Source organism: Qipengyuania sp., from assembly GCF_964227205.1.
Lineage (GTDB): Bacteria > Pseudomonadota > Alphaproteobacteria > Sphingomonadales > Sphingomonadaceae > Qipengyuania.
This window is the reverse complement of record NZ_CAXQVB010000003.1, coordinates 623,510-650,435: the sequence shown is the minus strand read 5'-3', so window position 1 is coordinate 650,435 and position 26,926 is coordinate 623,510. Positions and strand designations below refer to the sequence as shown.

At 64.9% G+C, this 26,926-nt stretch carries 28 protein-coding genes; 12 read left to right on the top strand and 16 right to left on the bottom strand.

All coding sequences use genetic code 11. The annotated features are described in order from the left end of the window. Positions 1-101: 101 nt before the first annotated feature. The gene (msrB, locus tag ACEQZ0_RS10755) at positions 102-503 is read right to left on the bottom strand and encodes a peptide-methionine (R)-S-oxide reductase MsrB (RefSeq protein WP_370190776.1); all 402 of its coding nucleotides are present in this window, start codon (positions 501-503) and stop codon (positions 102-104) included. A 199-nt stretch (positions 504-702) separates the two neighbouring features. Here msrB and rpsT point away from each other — a divergent pair, with 199 nt between their 5' ends. From rpsT to ACEQZ0_RS10735, 4 genes are all read left to right on the top strand, one after another. Continuing rightward, complete coding sequence (gene rpsT / locus ACEQZ0_RS10750; RefSeq protein ID WP_370190775.1) at positions 703-963, top strand: 30S ribosomal protein S20; 261 nt, start codon at positions 703-705, stop codon at positions 961-963. Between the two features lie 442 nt (positions 964-1,405). After that, entirely contained in the window at positions 1,406-2,866 is a 1,461-nt protein-coding gene (gene dnaA / locus ACEQZ0_RS10745) for a chromosomal replication initiator protein DnaA (protein ID WP_370190774.1), read from the top strand. 115 nt (positions 2,867-2,981) lie between these two features. Next, complete coding sequence (locus ACEQZ0_RS10740; protein ID WP_370190773.1) at positions 2,982-3,413, top strand: DUF983 domain-containing protein; 432 nt, start codon at positions 2,982-2,984, stop codon at positions 3,411-3,413. After that, a complete protein-coding gene (locus ACEQZ0_RS10735) occupies positions 3,410-4,183 on the top strand; it encodes a ThiF family adenylyltransferase (protein ID WP_370190772.1) in 774 nt (257 codons plus the stop codon). Before ACEQZ0_RS10740 ends, ACEQZ0_RS10735 begins: the two co-directional genes overlap by 4 nt. Here the strand turns inward: ACEQZ0_RS10735 and ACEQZ0_RS10730 are convergent. Then, positions 4,172-4,873: an NAD-dependent deacylase gene (locus ACEQZ0_RS10730; RefSeq protein WP_370190771.1), complete on the bottom strand. Its 702-nt coding sequence runs from the start codon at positions 4,871-4,873 to the stop codon at positions 4,172-4,174. The genes ACEQZ0_RS10735 and ACEQZ0_RS10730 overlap by 12 nt on opposite strands. A gap of 71 nt (positions 4,874-4,944) precedes the next feature. Between ACEQZ0_RS10730 and dapB the strand changes: the two genes are divergently transcribed. Genes dapB through nth form a run of 3 tightly spaced genes read left to right on the top strand, consistent with a single transcriptional unit; the run spans position 4,945 to position 7,194 of the window. Further along, positions 4,945-5,673, top strand: a complete 729-nt coding sequence (gene dapB / locus ACEQZ0_RS10725) for a 4-hydroxy-tetrahydrodipicolinate reductase (RefSeq protein ID WP_370190770.1) — start codon at positions 4,945-4,947, stop codon at positions 5,671-5,673. A 13-nt stretch (positions 5,674-5,686) separates the two neighbouring features. Next, positions 5,687-6,547: an ion transporter gene (locus tag ACEQZ0_RS10720; protein ID WP_370190768.1), complete on the top strand. Its 861-nt coding sequence runs from the start codon at positions 5,687-5,689 to the stop codon at positions 6,545-6,547. Further along, positions 6,544-7,194: an endonuclease III gene (gene nth, locus ACEQZ0_RS10715; RefSeq protein WP_370190767.1), complete on the top strand. Its 651-nt coding sequence runs from the start codon at positions 6,544-6,546 to the stop codon at positions 7,192-7,194. Before ACEQZ0_RS10720 ends, nth begins: the two co-directional genes overlap by 4 nt. A 407-nt stretch (positions 7,195-7,601) precedes the next feature. On the opposite strand, the gene ACEQZ0_RS10710 is transcribed toward nth, so the two are convergent. From ACEQZ0_RS10710 to ACEQZ0_RS10695, 4 genes are all read right to left on the bottom strand, one after another. Next, positions 7,602-8,840 (bottom strand): dicarboxylate/amino acid:cation symporter, encoded by a 1,239-nt coding sequence (locus tag ACEQZ0_RS10710; protein ID WP_370190766.1) that lies wholly within the window; start codon positions 8,838-8,840, stop codon positions 7,602-7,604. Positions 8,841-8,954: 114 nt separating this feature from the next. Further along, complete coding sequence (gene dapE, locus ACEQZ0_RS10705; RefSeq protein ID WP_370190765.1) at positions 8,955-10,094, bottom strand: succinyl-diaminopimelate desuccinylase; 1,140 nt, start codon at positions 10,092-10,094, stop codon at positions 8,955-8,957. Then, positions 10,091-10,993, bottom strand: coding sequence for a S1/P1 nuclease (locus ACEQZ0_RS10700; protein ID WP_370190764.1), 903 nt, complete (start codon positions 10,991-10,993; stop codon positions 10,091-10,093). The genes dapE and ACEQZ0_RS10700 overlap by 4 nt, the downstream gene beginning before the upstream one ends. Continuing rightward, a complete protein-coding gene (locus tag ACEQZ0_RS10695; RefSeq protein WP_370190763.1) occupies positions 10,960-11,622 on the bottom strand; it encodes a glutathione S-transferase family protein in 663 nt (220 codons plus the stop codon). The genes ACEQZ0_RS10700 and ACEQZ0_RS10695 overlap by 34 nt, the downstream gene beginning before the upstream one ends. Before the next feature lie 292 nt (positions 11,623-11,914). On the opposite strand from ACEQZ0_RS10695, the gene ACEQZ0_RS10690 reads away from it, so the two are divergent. The 4 genes from ACEQZ0_RS10690 to ACEQZ0_RS10675 all read left to right on the top strand — a co-directional run bounded on the left by ACEQZ0_RS10690 (position 11,915) and on the right by ACEQZ0_RS10675 (position 14,687). Then, positions 11,915-12,334 carry a VOC family protein gene (locus tag ACEQZ0_RS10690; protein WP_370190762.1) on the top strand — a complete coding sequence of 140 codons (420 nt, stop codon included), beginning with the start codon at positions 11,915-11,917 and terminating at the stop codon, positions 12,332-12,334. A 132-nt stretch (positions 12,335-12,466) separates the two neighbouring features. After that, positions 12,467-12,766 carry a hypothetical protein gene (locus tag ACEQZ0_RS10685; RefSeq protein WP_370190761.1) on the top strand — a complete coding sequence of 100 codons (300 nt, stop codon included), beginning with the start codon at positions 12,467-12,469 and terminating at the stop codon, positions 12,764-12,766. Further along, on the top strand, positions 12,763-13,476 hold the full coding sequence (locus tag ACEQZ0_RS10680; RefSeq protein WP_370190760.1) for a hypothetical protein: 714 nt from the start codon (positions 12,763-12,765) through the stop codon (positions 13,474-13,476). Before ACEQZ0_RS10685 ends, ACEQZ0_RS10680 begins: the two co-directional genes overlap by 4 nt. A gap of 560 nt (positions 13,477-14,036) precedes the next feature. Next, on the top strand, positions 14,037-14,687 hold the full coding sequence (locus tag ACEQZ0_RS10675; RefSeq protein WP_370190759.1) for a hypothetical protein: 651 nt from the start codon (positions 14,037-14,039) through the stop codon (positions 14,685-14,687). Between the two features lie 311 nt (positions 14,688-14,998). Here the strand turns inward: ACEQZ0_RS10675 and ACEQZ0_RS10670 are convergent, their stop codons facing one another. The 10 genes from ACEQZ0_RS10670 to ACEQZ0_RS10625 form a co-directional block, all read right to left on the bottom strand. Beyond that, entirely contained in the window at positions 14,999-16,219 is a 1,221-nt protein-coding gene (locus ACEQZ0_RS10670; RefSeq protein ID WP_370190758.1) for an esterase/lipase family protein, read from the bottom strand. After that, positions 16,216-17,247 (bottom strand): alpha/beta hydrolase, encoded by a 1,032-nt coding sequence (locus ACEQZ0_RS10665; RefSeq protein WP_370190757.1) that lies wholly within the window; start codon positions 17,245-17,247, stop codon positions 16,216-16,218. Before ACEQZ0_RS10665 ends, ACEQZ0_RS10670 begins: the two co-directional genes overlap by 4 nt. Next, entirely contained in the window at positions 17,247-19,517 is a 2,271-nt protein-coding gene (locus ACEQZ0_RS10660; RefSeq protein ID WP_372520108.1) for a TonB-dependent receptor, read from the bottom strand. Before ACEQZ0_RS10660 ends, ACEQZ0_RS10665 begins: the two co-directional genes overlap by 1 nt. Before the next feature lie 68 nt (positions 19,518-19,585). Continuing rightward, positions 19,586-20,581, bottom strand: coding sequence for a helix-turn-helix domain-containing protein (locus ACEQZ0_RS10655; protein ID WP_372520109.1), 996 nt, complete (start codon positions 20,579-20,581; stop codon positions 19,586-19,588). Positions 20,582-20,859: 278 nt separating this feature from the next. Continuing rightward, positions 20,860-21,513: a ribosome biogenesis GTP-binding protein YihA/YsxC gene (gene yihA, locus ACEQZ0_RS10650; protein WP_370190754.1), complete on the bottom strand. Its 654-nt coding sequence runs from the start codon at positions 21,511-21,513 to the stop codon at positions 20,860-20,862. Next, the gene (gene yidC, locus ACEQZ0_RS10645) at positions 21,513-23,306 is read right to left on the bottom strand and encodes a membrane protein insertase YidC (protein ID WP_370190753.1); all 1,794 of its coding nucleotides are present in this window, start codon (positions 23,304-23,306) and stop codon (positions 21,513-21,515) included. Before yidC ends, yihA begins: the two co-directional genes overlap by 1 nt. Positions 23,307-23,374: 68 nt before the next feature. Then, complete coding sequence (yidD, locus tag ACEQZ0_RS10640; protein ID WP_370190752.1) at positions 23,375-23,584, bottom strand: membrane protein insertion efficiency factor YidD; 210 nt, start codon at positions 23,582-23,584, stop codon at positions 23,375-23,377. Then, positions 23,581-23,964, bottom strand: coding sequence for a ribonuclease P protein component (rnpA, locus tag ACEQZ0_RS10635; RefSeq protein WP_370190751.1), 384 nt, complete (start codon positions 23,962-23,964; stop codon positions 23,581-23,583). The genes yidD and rnpA overlap by 4 nt, the downstream gene beginning before the upstream one ends. 87 nt (positions 23,965-24,051) lie before the next feature. After that, positions 24,052-24,186, bottom strand: a complete 135-nt coding sequence (rpmH, locus tag ACEQZ0_RS10630) for a 50S ribosomal protein L34 (protein WP_370031342.1) — start codon at positions 24,184-24,186, stop codon at positions 24,052-24,054. A gap of 123 nt (positions 24,187-24,309) precedes the next feature. After that, positions 24,310-25,200, bottom strand: coding sequence for an alpha/beta hydrolase (locus ACEQZ0_RS10625; protein WP_370190750.1), 891 nt, complete (start codon positions 25,198-25,200; stop codon positions 24,310-24,312). 161 nt (positions 25,201-25,361) lie between these two features. Here ACEQZ0_RS10625 and ACEQZ0_RS10620 point away from each other — a divergent pair, with 161 nt between their 5' ends. Continuing rightward, positions 25,362-26,870, top strand: coding sequence for a YifB family Mg chelatase-like AAA ATPase (locus tag ACEQZ0_RS10620; RefSeq protein WP_370190900.1), 1,509 nt, complete (start codon positions 25,362-25,364; stop codon positions 26,868-26,870). The last annotated feature ends 56 nt before the right edge of the window (positions 26,871-26,926 follow it).

Genomic DNA, 26,926 nt, shown 5'->3' with positions numbered 1-26,926 from the left:
TTTTACGCAGGCATCCTTGTTGCTCGCCGCCCTATAGTTGCCACAATCTTGCATGGCGAGGTCTAACGCCGCGTGAACACGGCGCGATCGGCAACGGGCTATCAATCTTCGGGTTCGAAATCGAGCGCTGCGGAATTGATGCAATAGCGCATGCCCCCGCGATCGGGCGGGCCATCGGGAAAGACGTGGCCGAGATGTCCACCGCAATTGGCACAGGTCACTTCGGTACGAATCATCCCGTGCGACGTGTCGCGATGCTCGTCCACCGCCTCTCCCTCGGCGGGCGCGGTGAAGGCCGGCCAACCGCAGCCGCTGTTGTATTTGGTCCCGCTCTCGAACAGCTTCTGCCCGCACCCGGCACAGTAGTATTCGCCTGCCTCGTAATGCTTGTCATAGCGTCCGGTGAAGGCGCGTTCGGTGCCCGCCTCGCGGAGGATGTGATACTGCTCGGGAGTGAGCTTCTCGCGCCATTCGGCATCGCTGAGTTCGGGCTTGTCGGGCACGGCTTGTCCTTTCCTGTCGCCTTCCCATATAACGGCAACCGGAGCCCGTGCACGCGGTTCCGCAAGCGATAGACGATTTGCTTGACGATTCGGGAGGGCGCCGCTAAGTGCGCCGCTTTCCGGCGGCCCATGCCGCCCTTTCGCACGCATTGTACAAGATTTTCCGCCGCGCACGCCGTGCGGCCTGACGAGGACAGACATGGCCAATACGCCGCAAGCCAAGAAGCGCATCCGCCGCAACGAGAAGCGCGCCGAAATCAACGGCGCCCGCATGAGCCGCATCCGCAACTTCCTCAAGAAGGTGGAAGTCGCGATCGAAGGCGGCGACAAGGATGGCGCCCAGGCTGCACTCAAGACCGCCCAGCCCGAACTGGCTCGCGGTGTCGCTCGCGGCGTGCTGCACAAGAACACCGCGGCACGCAAGATGAGCCGCCTGACGAAGCGCGTCTCCGCTCTCTGAGTGCGCGCCGGTCGCCGACCGGCTTGCCGAACACACAAGGGGCTGCCGGTCGAACCGGCGGCCCCTTTGTCGTATTCCAGTTGCGTTCCGATACCGACCTGAAACGGGCCCGCAACATAAACCCAAGAAAACCCACGATTCGCTGACCGAAATCGCGTGAATTCGAATGAATTCATGGGGTTGAACGCAGGCCTGCGGCTTACACCCGAGTCAACAACTATATTTCATATTTTTTGCAGTTATCCCCCTTGCGACTCATCCGGAGTGCGACTTACACAATCGTCCTCGGCTCGAGGCGGGACAGCTTGGGCTCTTAGACAGTCGACGATTGGGGAACCTTCGGGAAACATCGTTTTCCGGAGCGGGCGGAACTGTGCCCGGACTTGCCAATAGTGAGAAACATAGCAGTCGGCATTGAGAACCGACCGGGGGTGATTGGTGAATGCGTAAGACATCGGACATTGGCGCGCACAAGGCACAGGACGATTTGATGGAAGATCAGGAAGCGGTGAACCTCGCGGCGGACTGGGCTGACATCAGCCAGGGCCTGCGAAAGGATCTCGGTCACCAGCTTCACAGCCAGTGGATCAAACCGATTCAGGTCGGCGGGATCGACAAGGCCACCGGCACGCTCGACCTTTTTCTGCCGACCGAATTCAGCGCCAATTGGGTCAAGGATCGCTTCGCCGACCGGCTCAGCCTGGCGTGGAAGATTGCCCGCAGCGAAGTGCGCGACGTGCGCATCCAGGTCCACCCGGGCCGCCGCCAGATCGCCGACCTTCGCCTGCATTCGGACGGGCGCCGCGCCGCCAACGATGGCGCCGACACCTCGATGATGGCGATCGGTGCCGACACGCTCGGCGATGCCGGCTTCACCAGCTCGGTCGGACTCGATCCTAGCCTGACCTTCGCCGCCTTCATTACCGGCGAAGCCAATGTGCTCGCCTTCAACGCTGCGCAGCGCATGGGCGCGACCGAAAAACCGCAGTTCTCGCCGCTCTACCTCAAGGCCGCCACCGGTCAGGGCAAGACGCACCTGCTTCACGCGATCGGTCATGCCTTCCTGCAAGCGCATCCGCGCAGCCGCATCTTCTACTGCAGCGCCGAACGATTCATGGTCGAATTCGTCCAGGCGCTCAAAGCCAACCAGATGCTCGAGTTCAAGGCGCGGCTGCGCAGCTTCGACCTGCTGCTGGTCGACGACATCCAGTTCATCATCGGCAAGGCGTCGGCGCAGGAAGAGCTGCTCTACACGATCGACGCACTGCTCGCAGAGGGCAAGCGGCTGGTCTTCGCCGCCGACCGCGCGCCGCAAGCGCTCGACGGAGTCGAACCGCGCCTCCTCTCGCGCCTGTCGATGGGCCTCGTCGCCGATATCCAGGCGGCCGATATCGAACTGCGCAAGAAGATCCTCACTTCCAAGCTGGCGCGTTTCGCCCCGCTCGAAGTGCCCGGCGACGTGCTCGAATTCCTCGCCCGCACGATCACGCGCAACGTTCGCGAACTGGTCGGCGGGCTCAACAAGCTGATCGCCTATGCCCAGCTGACGGGGCAGGAAGTCTCGCTCCAGCTAGCCGAGGAACAGCTGACCGACATCCTTTCGGCCAACCGCCGCCGGATCACGATCGACGAGATCCAGCGCACCGTGTGCCAGTTCTACCGCATCGACCGCTCGGAAATGAGCAGCAAGCGCCGCGCGCGCGCGGTGGTCCGTCCGCGGCAGGTGGCGATGTACCTCTCCAAGGTGCTTACCCCGCGCAGCTATCCCGAAATCGGGCGCAAGTTCGGCGGGCGCGACCATTCGACCGTGATCCACGCCGTCCGCCTGATCGAAGACTTGCGCCAGCGCGATGCCGACATGGACGGCGATGTGCGCAGCCTGTTGAGACAGCTCGAAAGCTGACGGGAAAACTCCGCAACCCTGCGGCTCCGCCCTACAATTCATCCACCGCCCGCCGACAGGTCCATGCACAGACCTGTCGACAGGCGGCGTGCGAGGCGTCAAAGAGCCACGCGTCATGCACGAACCCCGAAACCCGCCGCGTACCGAAGTGGCGCTGCCCCATTCCTTCGCCGCCGCGCTGCTGCGCGGGGCGCGCTGCCGTTGCCCGCGCTGCGGCGAGGGGCGGCTGTTCCGCGCCTGGCTCAAGCCGGTCGACACCTGCCCCTGTTGCGCGCTCGACATCTCGGGGCAGCGTGCGGACGATTTTCCCGCCTATGTCTCGATCTTCGTCACCGGCCACCTGCTCGCCCCGGTGCTGATCATGCTGGTCAGCGACTTCGCGCTTTCGACCATGGCGATCCTTGCCATCATCCTGCCGCTCGCCGTCATCTTCATGCTGCTGACTCTGCAGCCCGCCAAGGGGGGCGTGATCGCGCTGCAATGGTGGCACGGCATGCACGGCTTCCGCCGCGAGCGGCTGCCCGAGAACGGGGGCGGTTCCGAATGAGCCTCGAGCCCGACCGCCTCGAACGCTTCGCGCGCCACATCGTTCTGCCCGAGATCGGCGGCGCGGGCCAGGTCGCGCTGGCGGGCAAGCACCTGGTGCTGGTCGGGCTCGGCGGGATCGGCAGCCCCGCCCTCCAATATCTCGCGGGCGCGGGAATCGGCAGGCTCACGCTGGTCGACGACGACCGCGTCGATGCGAGCAATCTCCAGCGCCAGACGCTCTACAACGCGCGCGATGTCGGCCACGGCAAGGCGGTGATCGCCAAGCGCTGGGTGACGGGTTTCGACCCCGCGCTCGATGTCGCGATCAGCGACCGGCGCATAACCGCCGGGAATGCGCACGAGCTGGCGGTGGGCGCCGACCTGGTGCTCGACGGGACCGACAATTTCGCCACTCGCCTCGCGGTTTCCGATGCTTGCGTGGCCGAACGCGTGCCGCTGCTTTCGGCCGCGGTGGGGCGCTTCCAGGGCCAGGTGGGCGCTTTCGCCGGGCACCTGCCCGACCAGCCCTGCTACCGCTGTTTCGTCGGCGACGCCTTCGATGCCGAGGATTGCGACACCTGCGCCGAGGACGGCATGCTCGGCGCGATGGCGGGATGGGTTGCGACCTTCGCCGCGCTGCAGGCGGTGCGCATCCTGCTCAAGGACGTCAGCGCGCTGGGCGAGGCCGACTGGGGCCGCGTCCACTTGCTCGACGGCCTCGCCCCGGCAATGCGCAGCTTCACCATCGCCAAGGACCCGGAGTGCCGGGCCTGCGGGTCAGCCGGCTAGAAGTTCCTCCACCCAGCGCGGCACGATCTGCGTCGCCGGGCCGTGACGCGATTCGTGGAACCAGCGCGAGCCCATGCTCGGCTCGAGATTGAGCTCGAGCGTGCGGATGCGCAGCGCACGGGCATTCTCGACGAAGCCGGCGGCGGGATAGACCGCCCCCGAAGTGCCAATGCTGACGAACAGGTCCGCCTGCCGCAGCGCGGCGTGAATGCGGTCCATCTCGTAGGGCATTTCGCCGAACCATACGACATCGGGGCGCAGCGCGGGCGTGCCGCAGACGGGGCATCCGGGCCGGTCGATCAACGTCCCGGTCCAGCGCGAGCGCGTGTCGCAAGCGGTGCACCAGGCGTTGAGATGCGTGCCGTGCATGTGCAGCACCCGGCTGGCCCCGGCGCGTTCGTGCAGATCGTCGACATTCTGCGTCACGATCAGCAATTCGCCCTCCCACGCGGCATCGAGCCGGGCGAGCGCCTCGTGCGCGGCGTTGGGCTGCTTGGCCTGGATCGCCTCGCGCCTCTGGTCGTAGAAGCGCAGAACCAGGTCGGGATCGCGCGCGAAGGCTTCGGGCGTGGCTACGTCCTCCACCTTGTGCTGTTCCCAAAGGCCGCCGGCATCGCGAAAGGTGTCGATCCCGCTTTCGGCGGAAATCCCCGCCCCGGTCAGGATCACGATGTTGCGCATCTCGCTCATTTGCCTTCAAGTAGCGATGCGGTAGGGCAAGTCAAAGACCGGCCTTGGATCGTGACCGGCAGGGAGACAGAATGGCGCGGATCGGGATAATCGGCAGCGAAGGCGCGATGGGCCACGCGCTGGCCCATGTAATCGCCGCCACGGGGCACGAGCTGTCGGGCGGCATTGACCGTGGCGGCTGCGCCGAAAAGCTGGCCGATGCGAGCGAGGCACTGGTCGATTTCAGCGCTCCGGCAGCGCTCTGCACCAATCTTCATGCTGCGATCGGCGCGGGTGTTCCGATGGTCATCGGCACGACCGGGCTCGAGGAAAAGCATCATCGCGCGATCGACGAGGCGGCGCGCGTCGTTCCCGTACTCCAGACGGGCAATACCTCGCTCGGCGTGACGCTGCTGGCGCATCTGGTGCGCGAAGCTGCCGCGCGGCTCGGCCCCGATTGGGACATCGAGATTCTCGAGATGCACCACCGCCGCAAGGTCGATGCGCCGAGCGGCACCGCATTGCTGCTCGGCGAAGCGGCGGCAAAGGGGCGCGGGATCGAACTCGCCGACCATTCCGAACGCGGGCGCGACGGCCATACCGGCGCGCGCGAGGAAGGCGCGATCGGCTTCGCGAGCCTGCGCGGCGGCACCGTGGCGGGTGAACACAGCGTCATCCTGGCAGGCGAGGACGAGCGTATCACGCTGGCGCACAGCGCCGAAGACCGCAGTATCTTCGCGCGCGGCGCGGTGCGCGCGGCTGAATGGCTGATCGGCAAGCCCGCAGGGCGTTACACGATGGACGAGGTGCTCGGGCTCTAGGAAGGGAGAAGCCGTGGCGGGACTGCGCCGGACATTGCACAACCAGCTCTTCGTCGGGGCGCATCCCGACGGACGGCTGACGCTGCTCAACCGCCTGCTGATCCTCGTCATCGTCGCCGCCGTCGTCTCGGCCGCACTCTCGACCGAATCGACGCTGCCGCCGCAATGGCACCGCGCGCTGGTGCTGGGGGAGCTCGCCTTCGGGGCGATTTTCCTGCTCGAGTATCTGGCGCGGATCTATGCCGCGGCGGAGGAGCCGGGCGACGCAAGCAACTGGGCCAAGCGCTGGGCCTTCATTCGCTCGCCGATCGGGCTGATCGATCTCTTTGTGGTCGTCTCCACCCTGCTGCCGCTGGTTACCGCCGACGCCGCCATGCTGCGCACGATCCGCCTGCTGCGCGTCTTTGCAGTGATGAAGTTCGGCCGCTTCAGCCATGCGATCAAGGCGGTGTGGGGCGCCATCGCCGACCGCGCCGACGATCTCATCGTCACCATGGCGCTCGCGTTCGTCTTCGTGCTCGTCGGGGCGACCGCGCTCTACATGGCCGAGGGGCATATCCAGCCCGAAGTGTTCGGCTCGATCCCGCGCGCGTTGTGGTGGTCGGTCATCACGCTGACCACGGTCGGCTATGGCGATGCCTATCCGGTGACGGCGATCGGCAAGGTTTTCGGCAGCGTGCTCGCGCTGTCGGGCATTGCCTTCGTCGCCATGCCGACCGGGATCATCGCCTCGGCCTTTTCCGAAGCCATGCAGCGCCGCCGCGACCAGAAGATCGAGGATATGCGCGCGCATCTTGCCCGGCTCGACGAGATCGACGAGAGCGTCGAGGCCAAACTCGCCGCTCTCGAAAGGGCCAACAAGCCGCACCCATGACCAAGGACCAGATCTTCGAATTCTTCCGCCGGTTGGCGGAGGACAATCCCGCGCCCGAAACCGAGCTCGAATATGGCAATGCCTACCAGCTGGTGGTGGCGGTCGCGCTGTCGGCGCAAGCGACCGATGTCGGAGTCAACAAGGCGACCCGCGCGCTGTTCCGCAAGGTCGAAACGCCGCAGCAGATGCTCGAGCTGGGCGAGGAGGGGCTGAAGGAGCACATCAAGACGATCGGCCTGTTCAATTCGAAGGCCAAGAACGTCATCGCGCTCAGCCAGCTGCTGGTCGACGAATATGGCGGCGAGGTGCCCGACACGCGCGAGGACCTTGTCCGCCTGCCCGGCGTCGGCCGCAAGACCGCCAATGTCGTGCTCAACTGCTGGTTCGGGCAGGAGACCTTCGCGGTCGACACGCATATCTTCCGCGTCGGCAACCGCACCGGGCTCGCCAAGGGCAAGACGCCCGAACAGGTCGAGGCGAAACTCGAGAAGCGCGTCCCCCAGCCCTTCCGCCTCGGCGCGCATCACTGGCTGATCCTGCATGGCCGCTATGTCTGCAAGGCGCGTACGCCCGAGTGCTGGCGCTGCAAGGTCGCCGATTTGTGCAGCTACCGGAAGAAGGTGCTGGAGAAGCCTAAGGGGCGGTGAGGTCTATCTCTCCGACACTGGCTCAAGCCGTATAAGGTCTTCCACCACAACCTCTCTGTCCGAGCCTCCCAAATGCCCGAAAGCGCCGCTCTTTGAAGTTCGACGGCCAATAAATTCGATCTTGTAGAGCTTATCGGTGGCAAAATTCATCGGCGGGTGCTGCACAGAAACGAGACCCTTCAAACTCATCGAGCCAAAGTCCGGTCCACCGTTTGCTGTTTTCCATTTGAAAACACTCGCGGACATCTTGTGGAATGGCACTCAGTCCGCCCCCTCTAAATGCATCGACACATATCTCGTTGATGCCGGGCAGCGACTCTCGCAACAAAGCGATATCTTCTTGCGCTAGTTGGTCGGTTTCAGACGCGCAGCCTAAGGTCGCCGCGCAAGCGAGACCGCCGATGAGCCTAAACATCGTCCGCCGAGATCATCTCCTCGGTATCGATCTCGCCCGTCATCACCGCCACCGTGGTCGCCACCGCGGCGTCGCCGCTGACGTTGGTGGTGGTCCGCATCATGTCCATGATCCGGTCGACCCCGGCGACGAAAGCGATCGTTTCCAGCGGCACGCCGACCGCGCCGAAGACCAGCGCCATCATAATGAGGCCCGCGCCCGGGATACCCGCCGCGCCGACTGCGCCGAGCGTGGCGAGGATCGAGATGAGGAAATAGTCGCCCCAGCTGAGATCGACTCCGAAGATCTGCGCGCCGAACAAGGTGGCGAGGCCGAGATACATCGCGGTGCCGTTCATGTTGATCGTCGCGCCCAGCGAAATGACGAAGCTCGCCACCGAGTTCGACACGCCGAGATTGCGCTCGGCACAGCGCAAGGTCACCGGCAGCGTGGCGTTGGACGAGGCGGTCGAATAGCTCACTGCCATGGCGTCGATGATGCCGCGGAAGAAATCGCGCACGGGCAGCTTGGCGAGGAACTTGATCATCGCCGAATACATCACGAAGATGATCAGCAGGCAGCCTGCGTAATTGAGGCCGACCAGCTTCGCGAGGCTGACGAGCGCGTCGAGCCCGAGCGTGCCCGCCACCCACGCCATCAGCGCGAAGACGCCGAAGGGAGTCAGCTCCATCACCACCATGGTGACCTTCTGCATGATGATGGCGCCGCTATCGAACACCTTCTGGACCGGCAGGCCGTCGTCCTTGGCCATCAGGATGCCGATGCCGATCAGCATTGAGAAAACGATCAGCGGCAGCACCGCAACGTCGGCCATCACCTGCACCGGGCTTTCCGGGACGATCGACAGAATCATGTCGACCGCGGTGGTCGGATTGGGTTCGGGCGTGGCGCCCATCTGGATCGCGCTGGTATCGACCCCCGCCCCGGGCTGGACCAGCGTGCCCAGCGCGAGGCCGAGCCAGACCGCGATCTGGCCGGTGACCACGAACAGCAGCAGCGCCCTGCCCCCGACCGCGCCGAGCTTGCGCAGGTCGCCGATCGCGGCGACGCCCGATACGAGGCTGAAGAAGATCAGCGGGACGACCAGCATCTTGATCGACTTGATGAAGAAATCGCCGATCCACTTGATGCTCTCGGCTTCGGGGCCCCAGGCCCAGCCGGTCAGCACACCGAGGATGAGCGCAGTCACCACGCGCTGCCACAGCGGAATTTCGAACCAGGTCTTCAGCATATTCCCAACCCCTCTTTTCGTCATCGCGAGGGGCGAAGCCCCGCGGCGTTCCAGGGCGTCACGCGCCCCGCTCCGGATTGCCGCGTCGCCTTCGGCTCCTCGCAATGACGAGGATTATTCCTGTCTCAGCGCGTCCTTGGCAATCCGCGCGTAGATGCGGCTTAGCGTCGAAAGGTCCTCGATGGCCACCGCTTCGTCGCGCTTGTGCATGGTTGCGTTGGTGAGGCCGAATTCGATCACCGGGCAGACGGCGCGCAGGAAGCGCGCGTCGGAGGTGCCGCCAGTGGTCGAGGGCTCGGGATCGAGCCCCGTTTCCGCCTTCACCGCGGCAGCGATGATGTTCGAGAAGGTACCCGGCGGCGTCAGGAAGGGCTCGCCCGAGATGATCGGCTTGGCCAGCCCACCGTGCTTTTGGGCGATGGCGCCAATCCTTTCCGACAGCGATGCGCCCGAATGCCGGTCGTTGAAACGGATCGAGATGCGCGCCTCGGCCTTCGCGGGGATGACGTTATGCGCCATGTTGCCGACCTCGAGATCGGTGATCTCGAGATTGGACGGCTGGAACCAGTCGGTCCCCTCGTCGAGCACCAGCGCGTCGAGTTCGGCAAGCATGGCGACGAGCTTGGGGATCGGATTGTCGGCGAGATGCGGATAGGCGACGTGCCCCTGCGTACCCTCGACCTCGAGCCAGATATTGACCGAGCCGCGGCGGCCGATCTTCATCATGTCGCCGAGCCGGTTGACGGATGTCGGCTCGCCGACGAGGCACAAGTCGGGCCGATGGCCTTCTGCGCGCATGAAGTCGATCAGCGCGCGCGTGCCGTGCAGTGCCGGCCCCTCCTCGTCACCGGTGATGATGAAGCTGATCGTCCCCGCATCGGCAGGCACCTTGGCAACCGCATCGACCATGCAGGCGATCGCGCCCTTCATGTCGACCGCGCCGCGGCCGTAGAGCAGCTCGCCGCGCACCTCGGGCTCGAAGGGCTCGGAAGCCCAGCCGCTGCCGGGAGGCACCACGTCGAGGTGTCCGGCAAAAGCGAAATGCTTCGATCCTTCGGGGCCGCGCCGGATGGCGAAGAGGTTCTCGACCGGCGCCTCGGGCGTGCCGGCCTCACCCTCGCCGCGTGTGAACCGCGCCACCTCGAAGCCGAGGGGAGCGAGCATCGCCTCCAGCGCGTCGAAAACTGCGCCGGTCGCGGGCGTGACGCTGGGCGCGGCGATTAGCGTCTTGGCGAGGTCGAGGACAGTGCTCATCGACGGTCCTCCTCGACCGCCAGCGGACCGGGTTCGAAAGCCTTGTCGAGATAGTCGGCCATCCGCAGACCCGCCTGCAGCACGCGGCGCCGCGCGATCGGCGCGGAGCGGGCGATCAGTTCCTGCGACAACGCGGTCTCGCGCGGCAGCTCGCCTGCGCATGGATCGCAGCCGAAGGTCTCGGGATAGACGAAGCTGCGCGCGATCTCCCAGCTCTCGCGGCCCCAGTCGGCGGCGTTCCCGCCTGCCAGCTCGGCGCGTTCGGCTGGCGAATAGCGGCGGGCAATGGGCGGATCGCCACTGATCGCGCGTTCGGCGAGCGGTCCGTCCCAGATCCAGTGAAGGTTGAGGCCCGGCACGATGCCGTAATCGGCCTTGCGGTCGTTGCCGCCGCGATCGTCGAGATCGCCCGAGTGGAGCGGCATGTGGATGTCGCCGATGAAATGGACAAGGAAGGCGAGCGCTTCGAGGCGGACGTTGTCGGGCAGGCTCTCGTCGGCGAGAATCCGCTCGTTGCGCTCTACCTGTGCGCTGACACAGCCCTGACCCGAGCAGTTCTTGCGCGCGTCGTAGGGCTCGGTGATGGGCTCGGTCTGGTAATGCCAGGCGAAGGTATAGCCCCAGCGCCAGTATTGCCCTCGCAGGCAATCGGGCCAGACGCTCGCATCCTCCAGCGTGTCGAGCGCGCATTCGGGCGTACCGAGCTGCGGCGCGGTCTCGAGCAGCCGCGCGATCTTGGCCCGCGTATCGGGGCGCACGTTCTCCAGCGCGATATCGGCAGTGACAGTGTGCGCGTAGAAGCCCCAGGCCTGCGCCTGTGCTGGCAACAGCCATGTCGCAAGCGCGGCGAGCGCCGCCAGCGCGGTCAGGCGATGGTTTCGTATTGTTCGATGACCCATTCTTCGTTTTCCGATGCCTCGATCCAGGTTTGCAGCCACTCGTGCTCCCATACCGCCTGCATATAGGCGGCGGCGAAGCCGGGGACCGGGATCTGGTAGCTGATGAAGCGTGACACGACGGGGGCGAAGAACACGTCCGCCGCGCCGAAAGTGCCGAACAGGAAGGGCCCGCCGTTGCCGAAACGGCTGCGCGCCTCCGCCCACAGGCCGAGGATGCGCAGGATATCTCCCCGGCAGGCCTCGCTCGGCTCGAAGCCTTCGAAGCGCCGGCGCACGTTCATCGGACATTCGCTGCGCAGCGCCTGATAGGAGGAATGCATCTCGGCAACCATCGAGCGCGCCATGCCGCGCGCGACCGGGTCCTTTGGCCAGAAGCGGTCGCGCCCGACCTTGTCGGCGAGATATTCGAGGATCGCGAGGCTGTCCCACACCACCGCCTCCTCGTCCCACAGGATCGGCACCTTGCCGTGCGAGGGCTGCGTGCCCCCGTCGTTCGACTTGAGCTCGTCCCACGCCTCGCCGAACATCGGCACGGTGATCTCCTCGAACGAGACCCCGGACTGCTTGGCCGCGAGCCAGCCGCGCAGCGACCAGCTCGAATAGTTCTTGTTGCCGATGATCAGTTTCATGCGTGCATCCCACCTTGCTTGCGGGGGCGGTAGAGGTTCAGCTTGGCACTGTCGAGGCTGAACAGGGTGGAAGGGCTCCGGGTGACGAAGGTGACAGCGGGTCACCCGCGCACATGCGCAGCATTCTTCTTTTTGATCAGAGGCTTGCCTTCGATTCTCGTCAGGGTGACACCGATGGGGCGTCCCGGCCACTCCCCGGATCTCCTCGCGACCGGGGCGCGCACTCTAGGCAGAAATGGCAGTTGTAGGAAAACGGTTCTCTCCCGCTCGACTTGGGCCTACGACAGCCGCCATGACGCTGCGCCCCTTCCACCTCGCCTTCCCTGTCGACGACCTCGCCAAGGCCCGCGAATTCTACGGCACGGCCATGGGCTGCCGCGAGGGTCGGTCATCGGACGAATGGGTCGATTTCGATTTCTACGGCCACCAGATCGTGGCGCATCTCGCGCGCGGACAGGCGGGCGACCGCGCGAGCAACCATGTCGACGGCCACGGCGTGCCGGTGCCGCATTTCGGCATCGTGCTGGCAATGGACGACTGGCAGGCCCTTGCCGACCGGCTGACCGCGGCAGGCGTGGAGTTCGCCATCGAACCGACGATCCGCTTCAGGGGCCAGCCCGGCGAACAGGCGACGATGTTCTTTCGCGACCCCAGCGGCAATGCGCTGGAAATGAAGGCCTTCGCCAACGACGACATGCTGTTCGCGAGGTAAGTCGTTTGCGGCCGCAGGTCAGAAGAAAGACTGGCATCCGCGTGGTATTCGACTGCCCCGACAGCGTCCGCTCTTCCAATTTCTCCTGCATCATGCATTATCGGCTTCTCTTTGGGGGGAGGGATTGTCGTGTTGAACAGCAACGACTTGGTCAATCGCACTCTGGACGCGCTCGAGCGTCTGATGCGGATGTTCGCCATCGAGCGGTATCTCTACCTGATCAGCGCCCTGATTTCCTTCATCCTGCTGGTCATCGCGATCGTCCGCCTCATCACCGAGGACGGGGTCGGGGCGCTCGATCTCTCGCTCATCTTCGGGGCGACCGGCCTGATCGCGGCATCGGCGGCGCGGGTCTCCTATTTCCTCAACAAGTCGTTCGACCTCATTTCGTCGATCATCCAGCGGCTCGCCGAAGTGGAGACGGAGGAATGACCAGCCGATTCTCCGAGGACGATCTCGAATCGCTGAACAGCCTGACCGAAAAGCTCGGTCGGTCGAGCAGGGCCGCGATCCCCATCTTCGCGCTGGGCATCATCGCCACGCTGGTCGGCTCGGCGATCGCGATCTTCTATATCTTCAGCCTCTCCGACCGGCTCGAGAAAGCCAATGTCGAGCTCAAGCGGACCGAGGCGGTGCTCGAGGACACCAACCGCAGCCTGGAAACCGCCAACCGCGCGCTGGCGCAGGCGAGCGAACAGGCCGAGACGCCCGCGCCGGTGATCGAAACCGCGATCCGCGAAGTATCGAAGAGCCAGGTCGACCTGACGCAGGCCAAGCGCACCGTATCGCGCGCGGCGACCAGCCTGCCGGTGCAGACGACGCAGCAGACTGCGCAGCGTGTGTCCAACAACGATCTGACCGGCGAATGGGTCGACGGCTACGGCACGACGCTGCGGATCACGCAGGAGGGCAGCGCCTTCAGCTTCGTCACCCATGGCACCCCGATCCCGGGCTTCAAGGAACCGATCCGCGGCCGCGCGGAAGGCCGGGTCGAAGGGAACAGGATCCGGTACAGCTACAGCGACAATATCGGCCGGAAGGGCCGCTGCGTCGCGCGGATCGAGCCGGGCTACAGGAAGCTGGAAGAAACCTGCGTAATGAACGACGGCAGCCGCTCGACGACGACGATCGTCCGGACCTGATCTCCACCGTGCCGGCTGGTCCGTCGGTGCCGGGAAGCCGACTCGCAGCCAACGACCCGATTGCGGGCTTTCGGAGGTTCACGGAGTCCCCCATCCCTGCCTTTGCAAGCCCGATCGAGCCAATCCGCAGCGCATGATCCGAATGTTGAGTGGGAACTTGGCTGTTTATCTCACGTTCATCGCAACATGAATTTGGCCTTGCTTCTACTAATCCAAAGCGCAGCTATCACCTCGACCGCGCCAGAAACGGCCCAGCCGAGCGCCTCACCTCCCGACATTGAAATAGTAGGACAAATTCGCGCCCGTAGCGTCGCGATCGAGCGTGAAGAACCATCATCGATTGTTCTTCACACGGAGCCGTCCGCCGATGAGCCACGAGTGATTGTCGAGCGCTCAGCGCCAGGAGGCGATGCCGAATACGAAGATCTCGAGATCCGCCTTCACGCGGAGGCGCGCATCGACAATGCGCTGGCGCCACCCGCGCGCCGATCCCCACCGTACGAGGCACCCCCCGTGTCGACGCCCGATGTTTCACAGCCGAATTTAGAGGAGACGCCAGAATGAAGACCTACTTGGCGATGATGTCGCTGCCGCTCGCAGCGATGCTTGCCCAACCAGCCATGGCACAGGAGCGCAGCCAGACGCTAGATTATCTGCGCGAGGTCCCGGCAGAGCAGCAGCCCGATGTCCTGCTCGACGTTCCGAAGCTGGCTGTGGAGGAAATCACTCTCGAGGTTGAGGACGTCAACGCCCAGCTCTCGCTCGACGCCCGCGTTGCCAACCTTGTCGAGCTGCGCGCCGGGGCCGATGTCAACATCGGTGGGGTCAAGCTGACAATCAAGGGAGTCGAGGCACAGGTCGCGCTCGTGGTTCGCCTCGATAACGTACGCGGCATCGTCGAGCGCACGCTGCAGACACTCGATCAAAACCCCGAAATCATAAGCACGCTCGGTTCCACGCTCAACAATACGGTTGGAACGGTCGGCGATGTGGCTACGCAAGCGGTAGGCACCGTCGGGGACCTGACTCAAGGAATTCTGCGTTCGGGTCAGGTATTCAATCTCGCACGCTCGGGGCTGAGCCTGGTCAACGAGACCGTCAATTCGGCCGGGAACACGGTTCGCCGACTGCGCGGATCGGATGGATCGGTTTATGAGGTGGTCACTGATGCCTCGAACAAGATCCTTCGGTCTTCGCGCGTCTCCAGCTGATCATCTAAGACGGCTTGCCGACAAGCTCGCCTTTCCCGGTGAACCGGCATTCGGCCAGAGCGGGCCGGGGTACTTTACAAGACCTCGGCCCGACACTGGGATCGACAGTCGGGTTTCACGAAGGCCACGGGCGATGGGCCTTGCCGTTAACCCGCCAAGCGCCGCTTGGCAGGGCCGCCCGAATTGAGGCTGCGACATGCTTGCGCGCCTCGGCCTCGGTCGCGGCGACCACCTTTACGGGCGCCTTGGCGAAGCCGTAGCGAGGCATGGCGACCGCACGAAATCACGCCTATCGATGCCTCCACCCTGTTTCATGGTGCCGAGAGATATTGCAGAATATAATTGGTCGAAGTGCTGACCCAGCCGAGCTCGAGATGGTTGGCAGCCACCGTGACACTGCCGCCGTGGGTCGTCATTCCGGCCGTGTCGCGGCAACTCGCGATGAACACCACCCCGTCGGACGGCCCGGTATGTTCATTGTGGAGGAGCGCGATGTCGGCTTGGTCGCCACATATATTGTGGATCCGCACAGCCGAGGGTGAAGGGGCCTGGCGGATGACGTCGACCAGCGATTTGGGCAGATAGGCTGCCAGGCCCGGTCCCGAACTGTAGAAGCCCTGTCCGCCGTGGAAGGTCGTGTACCAGTCCTGTTCGTTGACCGGCAATCCGTAGGTGCCGCTCCAGTCCTTGAGCAATTGCGCCGAGCCGGGGAAATAGGGCGAATCGTAGGTCCATTCCGCACCCGAGCGCCACAGGCCGTAGCAGACCAGCTTGTCGTGCGGCGTCGGACCGTTGATCACGCCTCCACAGGCCGGATAGACGGTCAAGCTGAACGTCCATCCGTGGCGGAAGGACAAGTCGATGCCATTGTTCGCCGATCCCAGCAGGATCAGGCGGCGGACATCGCCGCGATAGGCGGTGCCCCAGGACTTTCGCACGCTCGAGACATACATGCGCGCGTTCGACGCCGCCTTCGACCATGCCACCACATCGACCTGGCCTGCGCCCGTGCGGGACTTGATGACGGCAATCGCGTCGGCAATCTGCTCGGACCAGAAGTACCCGTCGCCATTCTTATGCGGCAGCCCGAGGGCAAAGACGCGATGGCCCTGGGCCGACAGCTGCTGCATCAGACCGGTAGACGGGCAGCTCGATCGGCCGCAGCCGTAATTGCCCGCTTCATTCGGATCGGCCCAGGCGACATCGGCATCCTGGTTCGCACCATGCACGAGCAGGACGGGGACTTTCGTGCCGACGTTCCAGTTTGGAGCATAGTAAAGAAGAAATCGCGAACTATGCGGGCGAGCGGAGCCGAAGAAGGTCGCCCGCTGGCCGGTCTGATCGCCGCGCCCGTCGGTCGGGAAGCTTTCTTGTGTGAAAGCCGTCAAATTGTCGCGCCAGCGTTCGACGCGTACCCATCCGTTGGCGATCCCGGTGGAATATGTCGCTTCCAGCGTAGTCGATCCGGCATGGGCAGAAGGCCCCCATGCGAGCGCACACAGCGCCAGCAGCAGTATCCAAGCGCGGTTCATCGTCCCTCTCCTCCAGACATGCTTTGCGGTTTTGCGAGCCCCATCTCCCGATGGAGGTAGTCGGCGATCCTGCGACGCACGTCCTGGGCAGCGTCGAGCACTCCGAAGGACAGGAAGGCGTGGATGGTTTCCTCGGCACAGTGATGAACACTTTCGACGCCCGCGGCACAGAGCTTGTCGTGATAGGCGATCGCCTCGTCGCACAAGGGGTCGCAACCTGCCGTTACGATCATCGCGGGGGCCAGGTTTGCGGGGATGGGCGCGAGTAGCGGCGAAACGCGCGGGTCGCCCGCCAGGCTCACTTTATCACCGAGGTAATTGTCACGCGCAAACTCGATCGCTTCCGCGACAAGGAAGTGATTGCCTTGTCCGAACCGGGCGCGAGAGGGAAACATGCCATGCGGGCTGGCGATGTCGGTCATGGGATAGATCAGGACCTGGCAGGCCAGAGGTGGAGCAATGCCAAGGGCAGATCTGCAAGCGAGCACGGCGGCCAGATTGCCCCCGGCACTGTCGCCGATCACCGCCAGCCGGTCGGGATCGCCCCCGATCGTCGCGCCATGGCGATACAGCCATTCGAGCGCGCATTGCGCATCGTTCAGTCCGTCGGGAAAGCGATGTTCGGGAGACAGCCTGTAATCGAGGCTGAGGATCGCGACATCGCTGAGCGCGGCCAGCGACCCTGCCAACCCGTCGTAGGCGGCAATCCCTCCAAGCGACCAGCCACCGCCATGAAGGAACAGCGCTAGCGGCACGGGTCCCTCGTCGGCAACAGCCGGGCGATATAGGCGCGCGTTTCGTTCTCCATCGGCGCAAGGCACCGCGAGGTCGACGACCTGCGCCGGGGCTACGTCGCGATCGGCACCGCGAAAGCGATCGAAGACGGCATCGGCGAAGGCGCGCGATGCGGCCATTCCTTCCGCTTCGATGCGATCCGCCCATTCATCGCGCATCGCATCGTATTCGCGCAGCAGCGCCTGGGACTGCTGGTCCAGCAGTTCCTTTGCCTCAAGCTCGGTCCGGGTCATCAGAAGCGCAGGAAGAAGCGCAGATCGTAGGTGGCCGGGGCGCCGTAGAAGCCAAGCTGCACACCCGGAAAATCGGACAAGTTGAAACCCTGGACGCGTACGGCGTTGTCGGTGAGGTTCTGCACACCGGCGCGCAGTTCCCAGCGATCGTCGCGATCGCCGACCGCCACGAAACCGTTGATCCGTTCATATCCGGGCTGGCGCAGTACCGGAGAGTCGGTGATTTCCGTGGCCACTTCGGACCGGTAGGATCCGTCGATATGAATCGTCAGGGCCAGATGGTCGGATATCGGCCGCTGCCATGTGGCTCCCAGGCTGGCATTGAAATCGGGCGCATTGACCGGGCGCCGGTCGCTGACATCGGTTACGACACCGCCGACCAGGATGTCGAACTCGCGATATTTGGCATCGAGCAGGCCGAGCGATCCGGTCAAAGTCAGCTCGTCGGTGGGACGCGCGGCGAGTTCGAGTTCGGCACCATAGGCGCGCGAAGACGCCGCATTGGTGAACAGGCTGACGAATACGCCGGTCACGGGATCGGAGCCGAAGGACGTGACCTGGACGTCGGTATAGTCGTTATAGAATAGCGCCGCATTCAGCACGAGACGATCGTCGAGCCAGCTCGTCTTCGCACCTGCCTCGTAGCTCCAGACATATTCCGGACGGAATGGCCTGAACCCGAAATCGGTCGTCGCGCGACCGTCGAACCCGCCACTCTTGAACCCGCGTGAAGCGGACAGGTAAATCATGGCATCCTGGCTGAGATCATAGCTTATCGAAGCGCGCGGCGTGAACGCCTCGAAGCTCGCCTCGCCGGAGATCGGCGTTCCGGCAACGCCAATGCCCGTCAGGAAATCGGGCGTGTTTTCGATGACCGAGACCGTCGGGTCGAAGAAGCTCTCGAACAAGCGCGCGGACGTTCGGTCTTCCCAGGTATACCGCGCCCCGGCCGACAAGGTGAGGCGGGGGGTCAACGCATAGGTGAGATCGGCGAAGATCGCATAACTGTCGGTCTTCTGGCGGGTCTCTGCCAGGCTGGACGTCGGGAACCCGAACGCGGTGACCGGAAAGCCGAATAGTGTGGCTGCGCCATTGTCGACCCCCGAAAAGGTCGTGTCGTCATCGTGGAAGTAATACAGGCCCGCGGTCAGGCTGAACCGGTCCCGGTCGTCATAGGTCGCCCGCAGTTCCTGGCTGAACTGTTCCTGGTCCTGCAGCAGCAGAATATCGAGAATCGGCAGCGGCGACCCATCGGTATCGAGATTCAGATCGAATTCGAACGACCTGAAGGCCGTGATCGATTCCAGGGTCACGCGGTCGCTGGCATCGAAGCGGGTGGTCAGCGCAATCCCGTAACCGGTCTGATCGTTGAGACCATTGGCATTGACATCGACGCGATAGGGATCGTTCGATGCCGCAAAGGTGACATTACGGGTGCCGTCGAATCCGGTTATCGCTGTTTCGCGAACGGGGCTGCGCGACGTGTCCGGCCGATCGATCCGGACATCGCCGCTGAGCAGGAATTCGAGGGTGTCGGTCGGCTGGAGCAGGAGGGTTGCCCGGCCTGCAAACGTCTCGACATCACCGTCATCATTGCCGGTGACGCTGTTGCGGGCATACCCGTCCCGCCGGGTATAGGCGGCGGCCAGCTTGCCTTTGAGCACGTCTCCGGCGACCGGGCCGCTGATCCGTCCCTTGGCGGTAACCGACCCGAAATCGCCGGCTCCCGCCTCCATATATCCCGAGAGGTAATCGGTCGGCCGGGTAGACACGAATTTGATCGCGCCGCCAATCGTGTTGCGGCCGTAAAGCGTGCCTTGCGGTCCGCGCAGAACCTCGATCCGTTCCACGTCGAACAGTTCGAGAAATGCCGCCTGTGATCGGGCGATGAAGACATCGTCGACATAGACGCCGACACCCGGGTCGGCGAAGGCGAGCGAATCGTTCTGGCCGACGCCGCGGATGTAGATGACGGCATTTCCGGCATCGCCCTGATCGAGATACAGGTTGGGCGTGGCGTACTGGATACCCGACAGCGTATCGGCCTGGAGGTTCGACAGCGCCTCGTCGTCATAGGCGGAAATCGCGATCGGTACTTCCTGAAGCGATTCCTCGCGTCGGCGGGCGGTGACGATGATGGTGTTGGCGCTTTCGACGATCGGCCCGTCGGCCGGAACTTCCTGCTGGGCCAAGGCCGGCATTGCCTGGACCAATGCAGTCGTGGCACACAGAATGCTCAAGAGGCGCGCCCGCTTTTTCGCCTTATTCATGATGTCCTCCCCGTCCGGCCACCTCGGTCGGCGGCCGATAATTCGGGGCCGATGTGCGGGGGGAGAGCCTATCGTGTCGAGGACGCGCTCGCGCAATCCCGCAGGACATTTTCGCTCACAGCCTCTGCGGCGTACCTCGCCGGGGTGGTCCCCGTCCATTGCTTGAAAGCGCGCGAGAAACTGCGGATATCGGAAAACCCGAGAAGGTCTGCGACGACTTCGGGCGGTCGGCCCGCTTCAAGCAATCGGCGGGCACGGCGGTCGAGCGTTTCCGCTCTCAATGCCCGGAAACTTAGTCCCTCCGCGGACAGCCGTCGGCGCAGCGAGGCTACGCTCATCCCGAGAGCGCGAGCGATCTTGGCCTGATCGTCCATCCCGGCTTCCAGCTTGCTGCGCACCCGCGATACGAGATCGGCGCGCTCGTTCGTCGGGGACCCTGTCGGTCCCACGAACTCAGCCAGGATCCGATCGTAGACGTCGATGGAATTGAGCGTTTGCGCCGGAGCCAGGGGTACGAGTTCGGCTGCCGAACCAGCATATTCCAGCATATAGGCTGGTGCTCCCAGCCGAACCGGCACCGACCAATATCCCAGCATTCCATCTGCGCCGCGCTGTTCCCGGCGACTGTGGACCGCACGGAGTTGCGGCGTAAGGTCGCATCCGGCCCACATCGACAACAGCGTGTGAACGAAGATCATGACCCCTTCCATCACCATTGCACGGGTCAGGGGGCCATCATCGAAGATAAAGGGAAATTCGGCATCGTCGATCCGGTAGAGGATCCGATCTCCGTGGCGCTCGATGCGATTGTAGCTCCCGCCATGGAGCAGGTTATAGGTTTGCGCGGACAGACGCATTGCATCGGCGAGACTGGCCGCGTCGCGAATACGCTCACCGACCAGATTGGTCGCCCCCAGAAGCAATGGTCGGGCAGACAGGGCGCAGGTCTCATCCTCGATTTCCGCGAGCCTGACCCGCATCATCGTGAAGTATTCGAGGGGCGAGAGATCTGGATCGATGGCGTTGCCGTAATCCACCGGGTCGCGGTGCCTGTTGCGGGCCATCGAAAGGGGTTCCGACATGGCGAAATGCTAAGTTCCCGCGCAGCAGGCGTCAATTGTCCGGCGGATCGGAGATGTGCGGCAAGCGCTTCGCTATCCCACTCGCTAGCCGCCCAGAGAAGCCCGGACAGACGAATACCTTGGCTTAGATCGCCCGCAATCGCACCGCCTTATTCACCTCACCAGAGACTGGCTAAAGAAGTAAGCTCCACGATCGTCCGCTTCCCACCCGAACTGAGCCAATTGGCGGGTGCAGCCGAGCGCCCGGGAGCGGGCGTTGCTCAGACCCCGGTATCTCCCAGCACCGCGGCGCGGAGCTCGCCGATGCCCATGCCCTTTTCCGCGCTGGTGACGTGGATTTCGGGATAGGCGGCGACATGCTTGCGCGCCTCGGCCTCGGTCGCGGCGACCACCTTCGCCAGCTCGCTCGCCTTCATCTTGTCGGCCTTGGTCAGCACGACGCGGTAGCCCACGGCCGCTTCGTCGAGCATCTTCATCATCTCGCGGTCGACGTCCTTGGGGCCGTGACGCCCGTCGACCAGCACCAGCGTGCGCGCGAGCACGGGGCGCCCGCGCAGATAGGTCTTCACGAGGGTCTTCCACTTCTCGACCACCTTCACCGGCGCCTTGGCGAAGCCGTATCCGGGCATGTCGACGAGGCGGAACAGCGTCGGATCGCCGACCTCGAAGAAATTGAGTTCCTGCGTGCGTCCCGGCGTCACCGAGGCGCGCGCAATCGCCTTGCGCCCGGTGAGCGCATTGATCAGCGAGCTCTTGCCGACGTTGGAGCGCCCGCAGAAGGCGATCTCGGGCACGGTCGGTTCGGGCAGGAACTTCAATTGCGGGGCCGAGAGGAGGAAATCCACCCGGCCCGAGAACAGCTTGTTCGCCCGCTGTTCGAGCTCGGCCCGCGCGGCGGCTTCTTCCTCGCTCATCAGCCCGCCTTCGCCGCCTCGGCGGCCTTCTTCGCCTTCTCTTCCTCGATCATCGCGCGCATCTGCGGATGCTTCGAGTAGAGATATTTCTGCTGCGCCAGCGTGAGCACGTTGGAGGTTACCCAGTAGAGCAGCAGGCCGGCCGCGAAGGGCGCCATGACGAACATCAGGATCCACGGCATGATGTTGAAAATCTGCTGCTGCATCGGATCCATCGCGGAGGGGTTGAGCTTGAAGGTCAGCCACATGGTGAAGCCGAGCAGCACGGCGAGCACGCCGAGGCCGAAGACGATCATCAGGAACTGCGGCACCTGGATGCCGACCAGCGAGAGCGCATTGGCGAGGTTGGCCGGATCGGGCGCGGCAAGGTCCTTGATCCACAGGAATTCGCGGTGGCGCATCTCGATGCCCAGCACGAGCACCTTGTAGAGCGCGAAGAACACCGGGATCTGCAGCAGCATCGGCAGGCAACCCGCGACCGGATTGACCTTCTCGGTCTTGTACAGCTCCATGATCTTCTGCTGCTGGACCTGCTTGTCGTCCTTGTACTGCTCCTGGATGGCCTTCATCTTCGGCTGGATCGCCTTCATCGAGGCCATGCTGGCGAAGCCCTTCTGCGCGATCGGGAACATCAGCCCGCGCACGATGAAGGTCAGCGCGATGATCGCGATGCCGAAATTGCCCACCGCATCGTAGATCGTGCGTAGCAGCCACAGCATCGGCTTCTCGAACCAGCGGAACCAGCCCCAGTCGATCGCGAGGCCGAATTTCTGCAGCCCGGCATCCTCGTAACGGTCGAGCACCACGCTTTCCTTGGCGCCGGCATAGAGGCGGCTGGTCCGTGTCAGCGACTGACCCGGTGCGATGGTTTCGGGCTGATAGATCATGTCGGCGCGATAGGTCTCGTTGCCCAGCGCGCGGAAGGTCGTCTCGGGCGTGGTCGCATCCTGCGGGACCAGCGCGGCGAGCCAGTAGATATCGGTGAAGCCCGCCCAGCTGGTGCGGCCTTCGGGACTGACGCGGCCCGCCTCGTCGACATCGTCGTAGTCGACATCGTAATCGGCTGCGTCGCCGAACACGCCGATCGGGCCCGAATGCGCGATCCACAGGTCCTGGCTGGCGGTCCGGCTGGTGCGGTTGACGAGGCCGAAGGGCTGGACGACGACGGCACTGGCGCCGGTGTTCGCCACCGACTGCGTGGCGGTGAACATGTAATTGTCGTCGATCGCATAGCGGATGCGGAAGACCAGGCCTTCGCCATTGTCCCAGCTCAGCGTGACGGGCGTGGAGGCGGTCAGGACCTCGCCGTCGGCCTGCCACAACGTATCGGGCCCGGGCACCTTGAGGTTCGAGCCGACCCAGCCGAACTGCGCGAATTGCTGCGCCGGGGTGCCGTTGGGGGAGAACAGGCGCACCGGCTGGCTGTCCTTGCCGGTGCCTTCCATGTGGTCCTTGAGCACGACGTCGTCGATCACCCCGCCCTTGAGGTTGATCGAGCCGGCGACGCGCGGAGCATCGATCGGCAGGCGGTCGGGGCTGGCGAGCGCGGTCTCGAGATCGGCCTTTTCGAGCGCTCGCAGTTCGGGATCGACGAGCCCGCCGGTGCGGGTGTGCTGGGTTGCCGGCGCCTGCGTCGCGTTCTCGGCCGTGGCGGCCTGCTCGGTCGGAGTGTCGGCCTTGCCCGCGACCGGTGCTTGCGGCTGCGGGTAGAAATATTCCATCGCCGAGTTCCAGCCCACCAACAGCAGGAAGGAGAGCGCAATGGCGACGATCAAATTGCGATGGTTGTCCAAGGTCGGTCCCGTCTTTGTCCGGTCGAAATCATGAATGTGGGGTGGTGTCTTAGCCTGTCAAGACAGTTCTAGGGCACCGGGTCGTGGCCGTGGCCGCCCCAGGGATTGCAGCGCAATATACGCTTCGCCGCCATCCATCCACCCTTGATCGCGCCGTATTTTCCCAGCGCCTCGATGGCGTATTGGCTGCACGAGGGATGGTAGCGGCACGAAGGCGGCAGGATCCGGCTCGGGCCGATTTGCCACAGGCGGGCGATCGCGATCAGCAGTTGCTTCATGCCCGCAGGCTCCGGCGGTGGCGCGGTGTGCGCGGGCGATCGCCCTTCCCCTCGGCGGCCCGCGCCAGCGCGGCGGCGAGCTCTTCGCGCAGAAGGGCGAAATCGCGTTCCACCCCGCCTTCGCGGCCGATCAGGATGTGATCGTGATCGGGCAGGCCGGCATCGGGCAGCGCGGCCCACAGCAGTTCGCGAAAGCGCCGCTTCATCCGGTTGCGCACCACGGCATTGCCGATCTTCTTGGTCACGGTGATGCCATAGCGCTTGCCCTGCCCCGCGTTCGGCCGGGCGAGCAGCACGAAGCCCGGACGCGCCACGCGCAGCCCGCGATTCGCGGCGAGGAAATCGCCGCGCTTGCGGATGACGGAGAGCGAAGGGTGCATGAAAGCCAGATACGCGAACGGGCCCCCGATTGGGAGCCCGTCGGCTTTGTCGTCAATGTCGCCGCGCGTCAGGCACGGCGCATCACCTTACGCGCAGAGCTTCTTGCGGCCACGGGCGCGGCGGGCGCGCAGGACCTTGCGGCCACCCGGGGTAGCCTTGCGTGCGAAGAAACCGTGGCGGCGCGAGCGCACGAGGTTCGAGGGCTGGAATGTCCGCTTCATCGGATCGTCCTTACTAAAAATTTGGTTGGCTGCCGGCACACACGAATCGCGCCAACAAAAAGGGCCGCCCCTGCGAGCGACCGCCTTACAGGGCCGCGCGCCTAGGCGAATGCAGCCCGCCCGTCAAGAAAAAGTGACGTTGGCATAGGCCAGCGTCGGGACCGGCTTCGCCACGCTGCGGCGGGCCGGCGTCTTGGCCTGCTGCGGGCGGCCCGACCAGCGGCGCATGTCGCTCGCGCCGAGCCACAGCGCGCGGCGGTGCGGCACCGAATTGGTGAAATCGTAGAAGGCACGCGCCTGTTCGGTGGTCATGCCCATTTCGCGGTAATAGTCGAGATACTGGCGGTTTTCGGGGGCGTCGATCGAGAAATCGGCAGCCTCGCGGCCATAGGGGTCCATCCAGCTGTGCACGGCGAATTCGGCGCCCTCGGCGATGTCGCGCTCGACCCCGGCGAGGAAGAGTTCGACCGCACCCGAACGGACCGAGCCGATCGCCGGGACATGAGTCACCAGGCCCGCCTGGCGGATCATCCGGCCGACGCTGAGATTGGCGCGGTCGTCGCGCGTGCCGGGGCATTCGACCATGTCGAGCTGCTCGAGGCCGGGGAAGTCGCGCAGCATCGCGCGGAAGAAGCCGGGGGTCGAACCGTCGGTTTCGCCGACCAGCGCGACGCGGCGCTCGTCGATCACGCGGAACGGGCCATATTGCGCGATCCCGCGGTTGTAGTCGCGGAAGCGGCGGTCGATGAAGGGCGGTGCCTTCCACACCGGCAGCGCGGCAGGCTGATAAACCTGCGGCCGGACCGCGGCGAGTGCCTGCCTGTCGTCCTGCCGCGGCTGCACCGGGCGAACGACGGCAGCGGGTGTGAGGGCACGGCCCTGATGCGTCTGCTGGACCACCGGGTTCGACACATAGACGACCGGGAGGCTGACCAGCGTCAGCGATTGGGCGGAGGTGGGGACCGCGGTCAAGGCGGCCAGGGCGGACAGGAGGAGGGCGGCGATTCTGGACATGGCAAGTATTTGCCGCCCGCCCGCTTTCCAGCCGCTCAAGACCTATGGCTAACCTGCTGTTAAGCATAATCCTTCAGCTCCGATCCGGAGGTGCTTTCCCCTCGACAAGCCACCACTTTCGCGCCATCGTCTAGGTGCGAACACGGAGGCAGGGGTTAACGCTGGTCGCACTTGTCAAAACCGTGGCCTATCTGGGGCTCGAAGCACGCGGCGTGGAAGTGCAGTGCTCGGTCGCGCCGGGCCTGCCGAAATTCAATATCGTCGGCCTGGCCGACAAGGCGGTGGGCGAAAGCAAGGAACGCGTGCGCGCCGCGCTCGCCAGCATGGGGCTCGCGCTGCCGCCCAAGCGGATCACGATCAACCTCTCCCCGGCCGACTTGCCCAAGGAAGGATCGCATTACGACCTGCCGATTGCGCTGGCGCTGCTCGCGGCGATGGGGGTGACCGACGCCGAACAGCTGGGCGACTGGATCGCGGTGGGCGAACTGGCGCTCGATGCGCGGATCGTCCCCTCGTCCGGCGTATTGCTTGCGGCGATCCACGCCGGCGCGGAGGAGGTAGGGCTGATTTGCCCCAAGGCGCAGGGCCCCGAGGCACGCTGGGCGAGCGAGGTGCCGGTCTGCGCGGCTCCCGATCTCGCCAGCCTGCTCAATCATCTCAAAGGAACCCAGCATCTCCCCGATCCCGAACCCGGCGTGGTCGAAAGCGAGCCGGGCGGCGCCGACCTCGGCCAGGTCAAGGGTCAGGAGACCGCCAAGCGCGCGTTGGAGATCGCCGCGGCGGGCGGACACAACCTGCTGATGATCGGCCCTCCCGGGGCAGGCAAGTCGCTGCTCGCCAGCTGCCTGCCGGGGATCCTTCCCCCGCTCTCGCCCGCCGAGGCGCTCGAGGTGAGCATGGTGCAATCGGTGGCGGGCACGCTCGAGGAAGGCCGCATCAGCCGCAGCCGCCCGTTCCGCGCGCCGCACCATTCGGCAAGCATGGCGGCGCTCACCGGTGGCGGGCTGCGCGTGAAGCCGGGCGAGGTCAGCCTCGCGCACCTCGGCGTACTGTTCCTCGACGAGTTGCCCGAGTTCCAGCGGGCGGTGCTCGATTCGCTGCGCCAGCCGCTCGAAACGGGCCAGGTCGATGTTGCGCGTGCCAATGCGCATGTGACCTTTCCCGCCAATGTCCAGCTGGTCGCGGCGATGAACCCGTGCCGCTGCGGACATCTCGGCGATGCCGCGCTCGCCTGCAGCCGCGCGCCGCGCTGCGCCGCCGACTACCAAAGCAAGGTCTCGGGCCCGATGCTCGACCGCATCGACCTGCACGTCGAGGTCGATCCGGTCAGTGCCGCCGACCTCGCGCTGCCCCCGCCTGCCGAAGGGAGCGAGCTAGTCGCCGCGCGGGTGGCGCACGCGCGCCAGCGCCAGACAGACCGTGCCGAGGCGAGCGGCGCGCGGACCAATGCCGAGCTCGACGGCGATGCGCTGGAAAAATTCGCCAGCCCTGATGAGGCGGGCCGCCAGTTGCTGATGCAGGCCGCCACCGCCATGCGGCTCTCGGCCCGCAGCTATACGCGAATGCTGCGCGTGGCGCGAACGATCGCGGATCTGGCAGGAGCGGAGCAAGTGGGCCGCATTCATGTGGCCGAAGCGCTGAGCTACAGAAGGCAGCCCCCGCGAGCGTGAACGTCACGCCTGGTATCCGGGTGGTAGCGGACTGTCTGCCCTTGGGCCGAAAGGTG

Coding starts and splice junctions, on each gene's coding strand:
- ACEQZ0_RS10730 (WP_370190771.1), bottom strand. CDS start 4,873: ATGAGCGAGATGCGCAACATCGTGATCCTGACCGGGGCGGGGATTTCC.
- dapE (WP_370190765.1), bottom strand. CDS start 10,094: ATGAGCACTGTCCTCGACCTCGCCAAGACGCTAATCGCCGCGCCCAGC.
- ACEQZ0_RS10665 (WP_370190757.1), bottom strand. CDS start 17,247: ATGACCCGGACCGAGCTTGAGGCAAAGGAACTGCTGGACCAGCAGTCC.
- yihA (WP_370190754.1), bottom strand. CDS start 21,513: ATGAGCGAGGAAGAAGCCGCCGCGCGGGCCGAGCTCGAACAGCGGGCG.
- ACEQZ0_RS10655 (WP_372520109.1), bottom strand. CDS start 20,581: ATGGCCCGCAACAGGCACCGCGACCCGGTGGATTACGGCAACGCCATC.
- ACEQZ0_RS10695 (WP_370190763.1), bottom strand. CDS start 11,622: ATGAAACTGATCATCGGCAACAAGAACTATTCGAGCTGGTCGCTGCGC.
- nth (WP_370190767.1), top strand. CDS start 6,544: ATGACCAAGGACCAGATCTTCGAATTCTTCCGCCGGTTGGCGGAGGAC.
- ACEQZ0_RS10660 (WP_372520108.1), bottom strand. CDS start 19,517: ATGAATAAGGCGAAAAAGCGGGCGCGCCTCTTGAGCATTCTGTGTGCC.
- ACEQZ0_RS10680 (WP_370190760.1), top strand. CDS start 12,763: ATGACCAGCCGATTCTCCGAGGACGATCTCGAATCGCTGAACAGCCTG.
- rpmH (WP_370031342.1), bottom strand. CDS start 24,186: ATGAAGCGGACATTCCAGCCCTCGAACCTCGTGCGCTCGCGCCGCCAC.
- ACEQZ0_RS10625 (WP_370190750.1), bottom strand. CDS start 25,200: ATGTCCAGAATCGCCGCCCTCCTCCTGTCCGCCCTGGCCGCCTTGACC.
- ACEQZ0_RS10735 (WP_370190772.1), top strand. CDS start 3,410: ATGAGCCTCGAGCCCGACCGCCTCGAACGCTTCGCGCGCCACATCGTT.
- dapB (WP_370190770.1), top strand. CDS start 4,945: ATGGCGCGGATCGGGATAATCGGCAGCGAAGGCGCGATGGGCCACGCG.
- rnpA (WP_370190751.1), bottom strand. CDS start 23,964: ATGCACCCTTCGCTCTCCGTCATCCGCAAGCGCGGCGATTTCCTCGCC.
- rpsT (WP_370190775.1), top strand. CDS start 703: ATGGCCAATACGCCGCAAGCCAAGAAGCGCATCCGCCGCAACGAGAAG.
- ACEQZ0_RS10710 (WP_370190766.1), bottom strand. CDS start 8,840: ATGCTGAAGACCTGGTTCGAAATTCCGCTGTGGCAGCGCGTGGTGACT.
- ACEQZ0_RS10675 (WP_370190759.1), top strand. CDS start 14,037: ATGAAGACCTACTTGGCGATGATGTCGCTGCCGCTCGCAGCGATGCTT.
- ACEQZ0_RS10670 (WP_370190758.1), bottom strand. CDS start 16,219: ATGAACCGCGCTTGGATACTGCTGCTGGCGCTGTGTGCGCTCGCATGG.
- dnaA (WP_370190774.1), top strand. CDS start 1,406: ATGCGTAAGACATCGGACATTGGCGCGCACAAGGCACAGGACGATTTG.
- ACEQZ0_RS10690 (WP_370190762.1), top strand. CDS start 11,915: ATGACGCTGCGCCCCTTCCACCTCGCCTTCCCTGTCGACGACCTCGCC.
- ACEQZ0_RS10740 (WP_370190773.1), top strand. CDS start 2,982: ATGCACGAACCCCGAAACCCGCCGCGTACCGAAGTGGCGCTGCCCCAT.
- ACEQZ0_RS10700 (WP_370190764.1), bottom strand. CDS start 10,993: ATGGGTCATCGAACAATACGAAACCATCGCCTGACCGCGCTGGCGGCG.
- yidD (WP_370190752.1), bottom strand. CDS start 23,584: ATGAAGCAACTGCTGATCGCGATCGCCCGCCTGTGGCAAATCGGCCCG.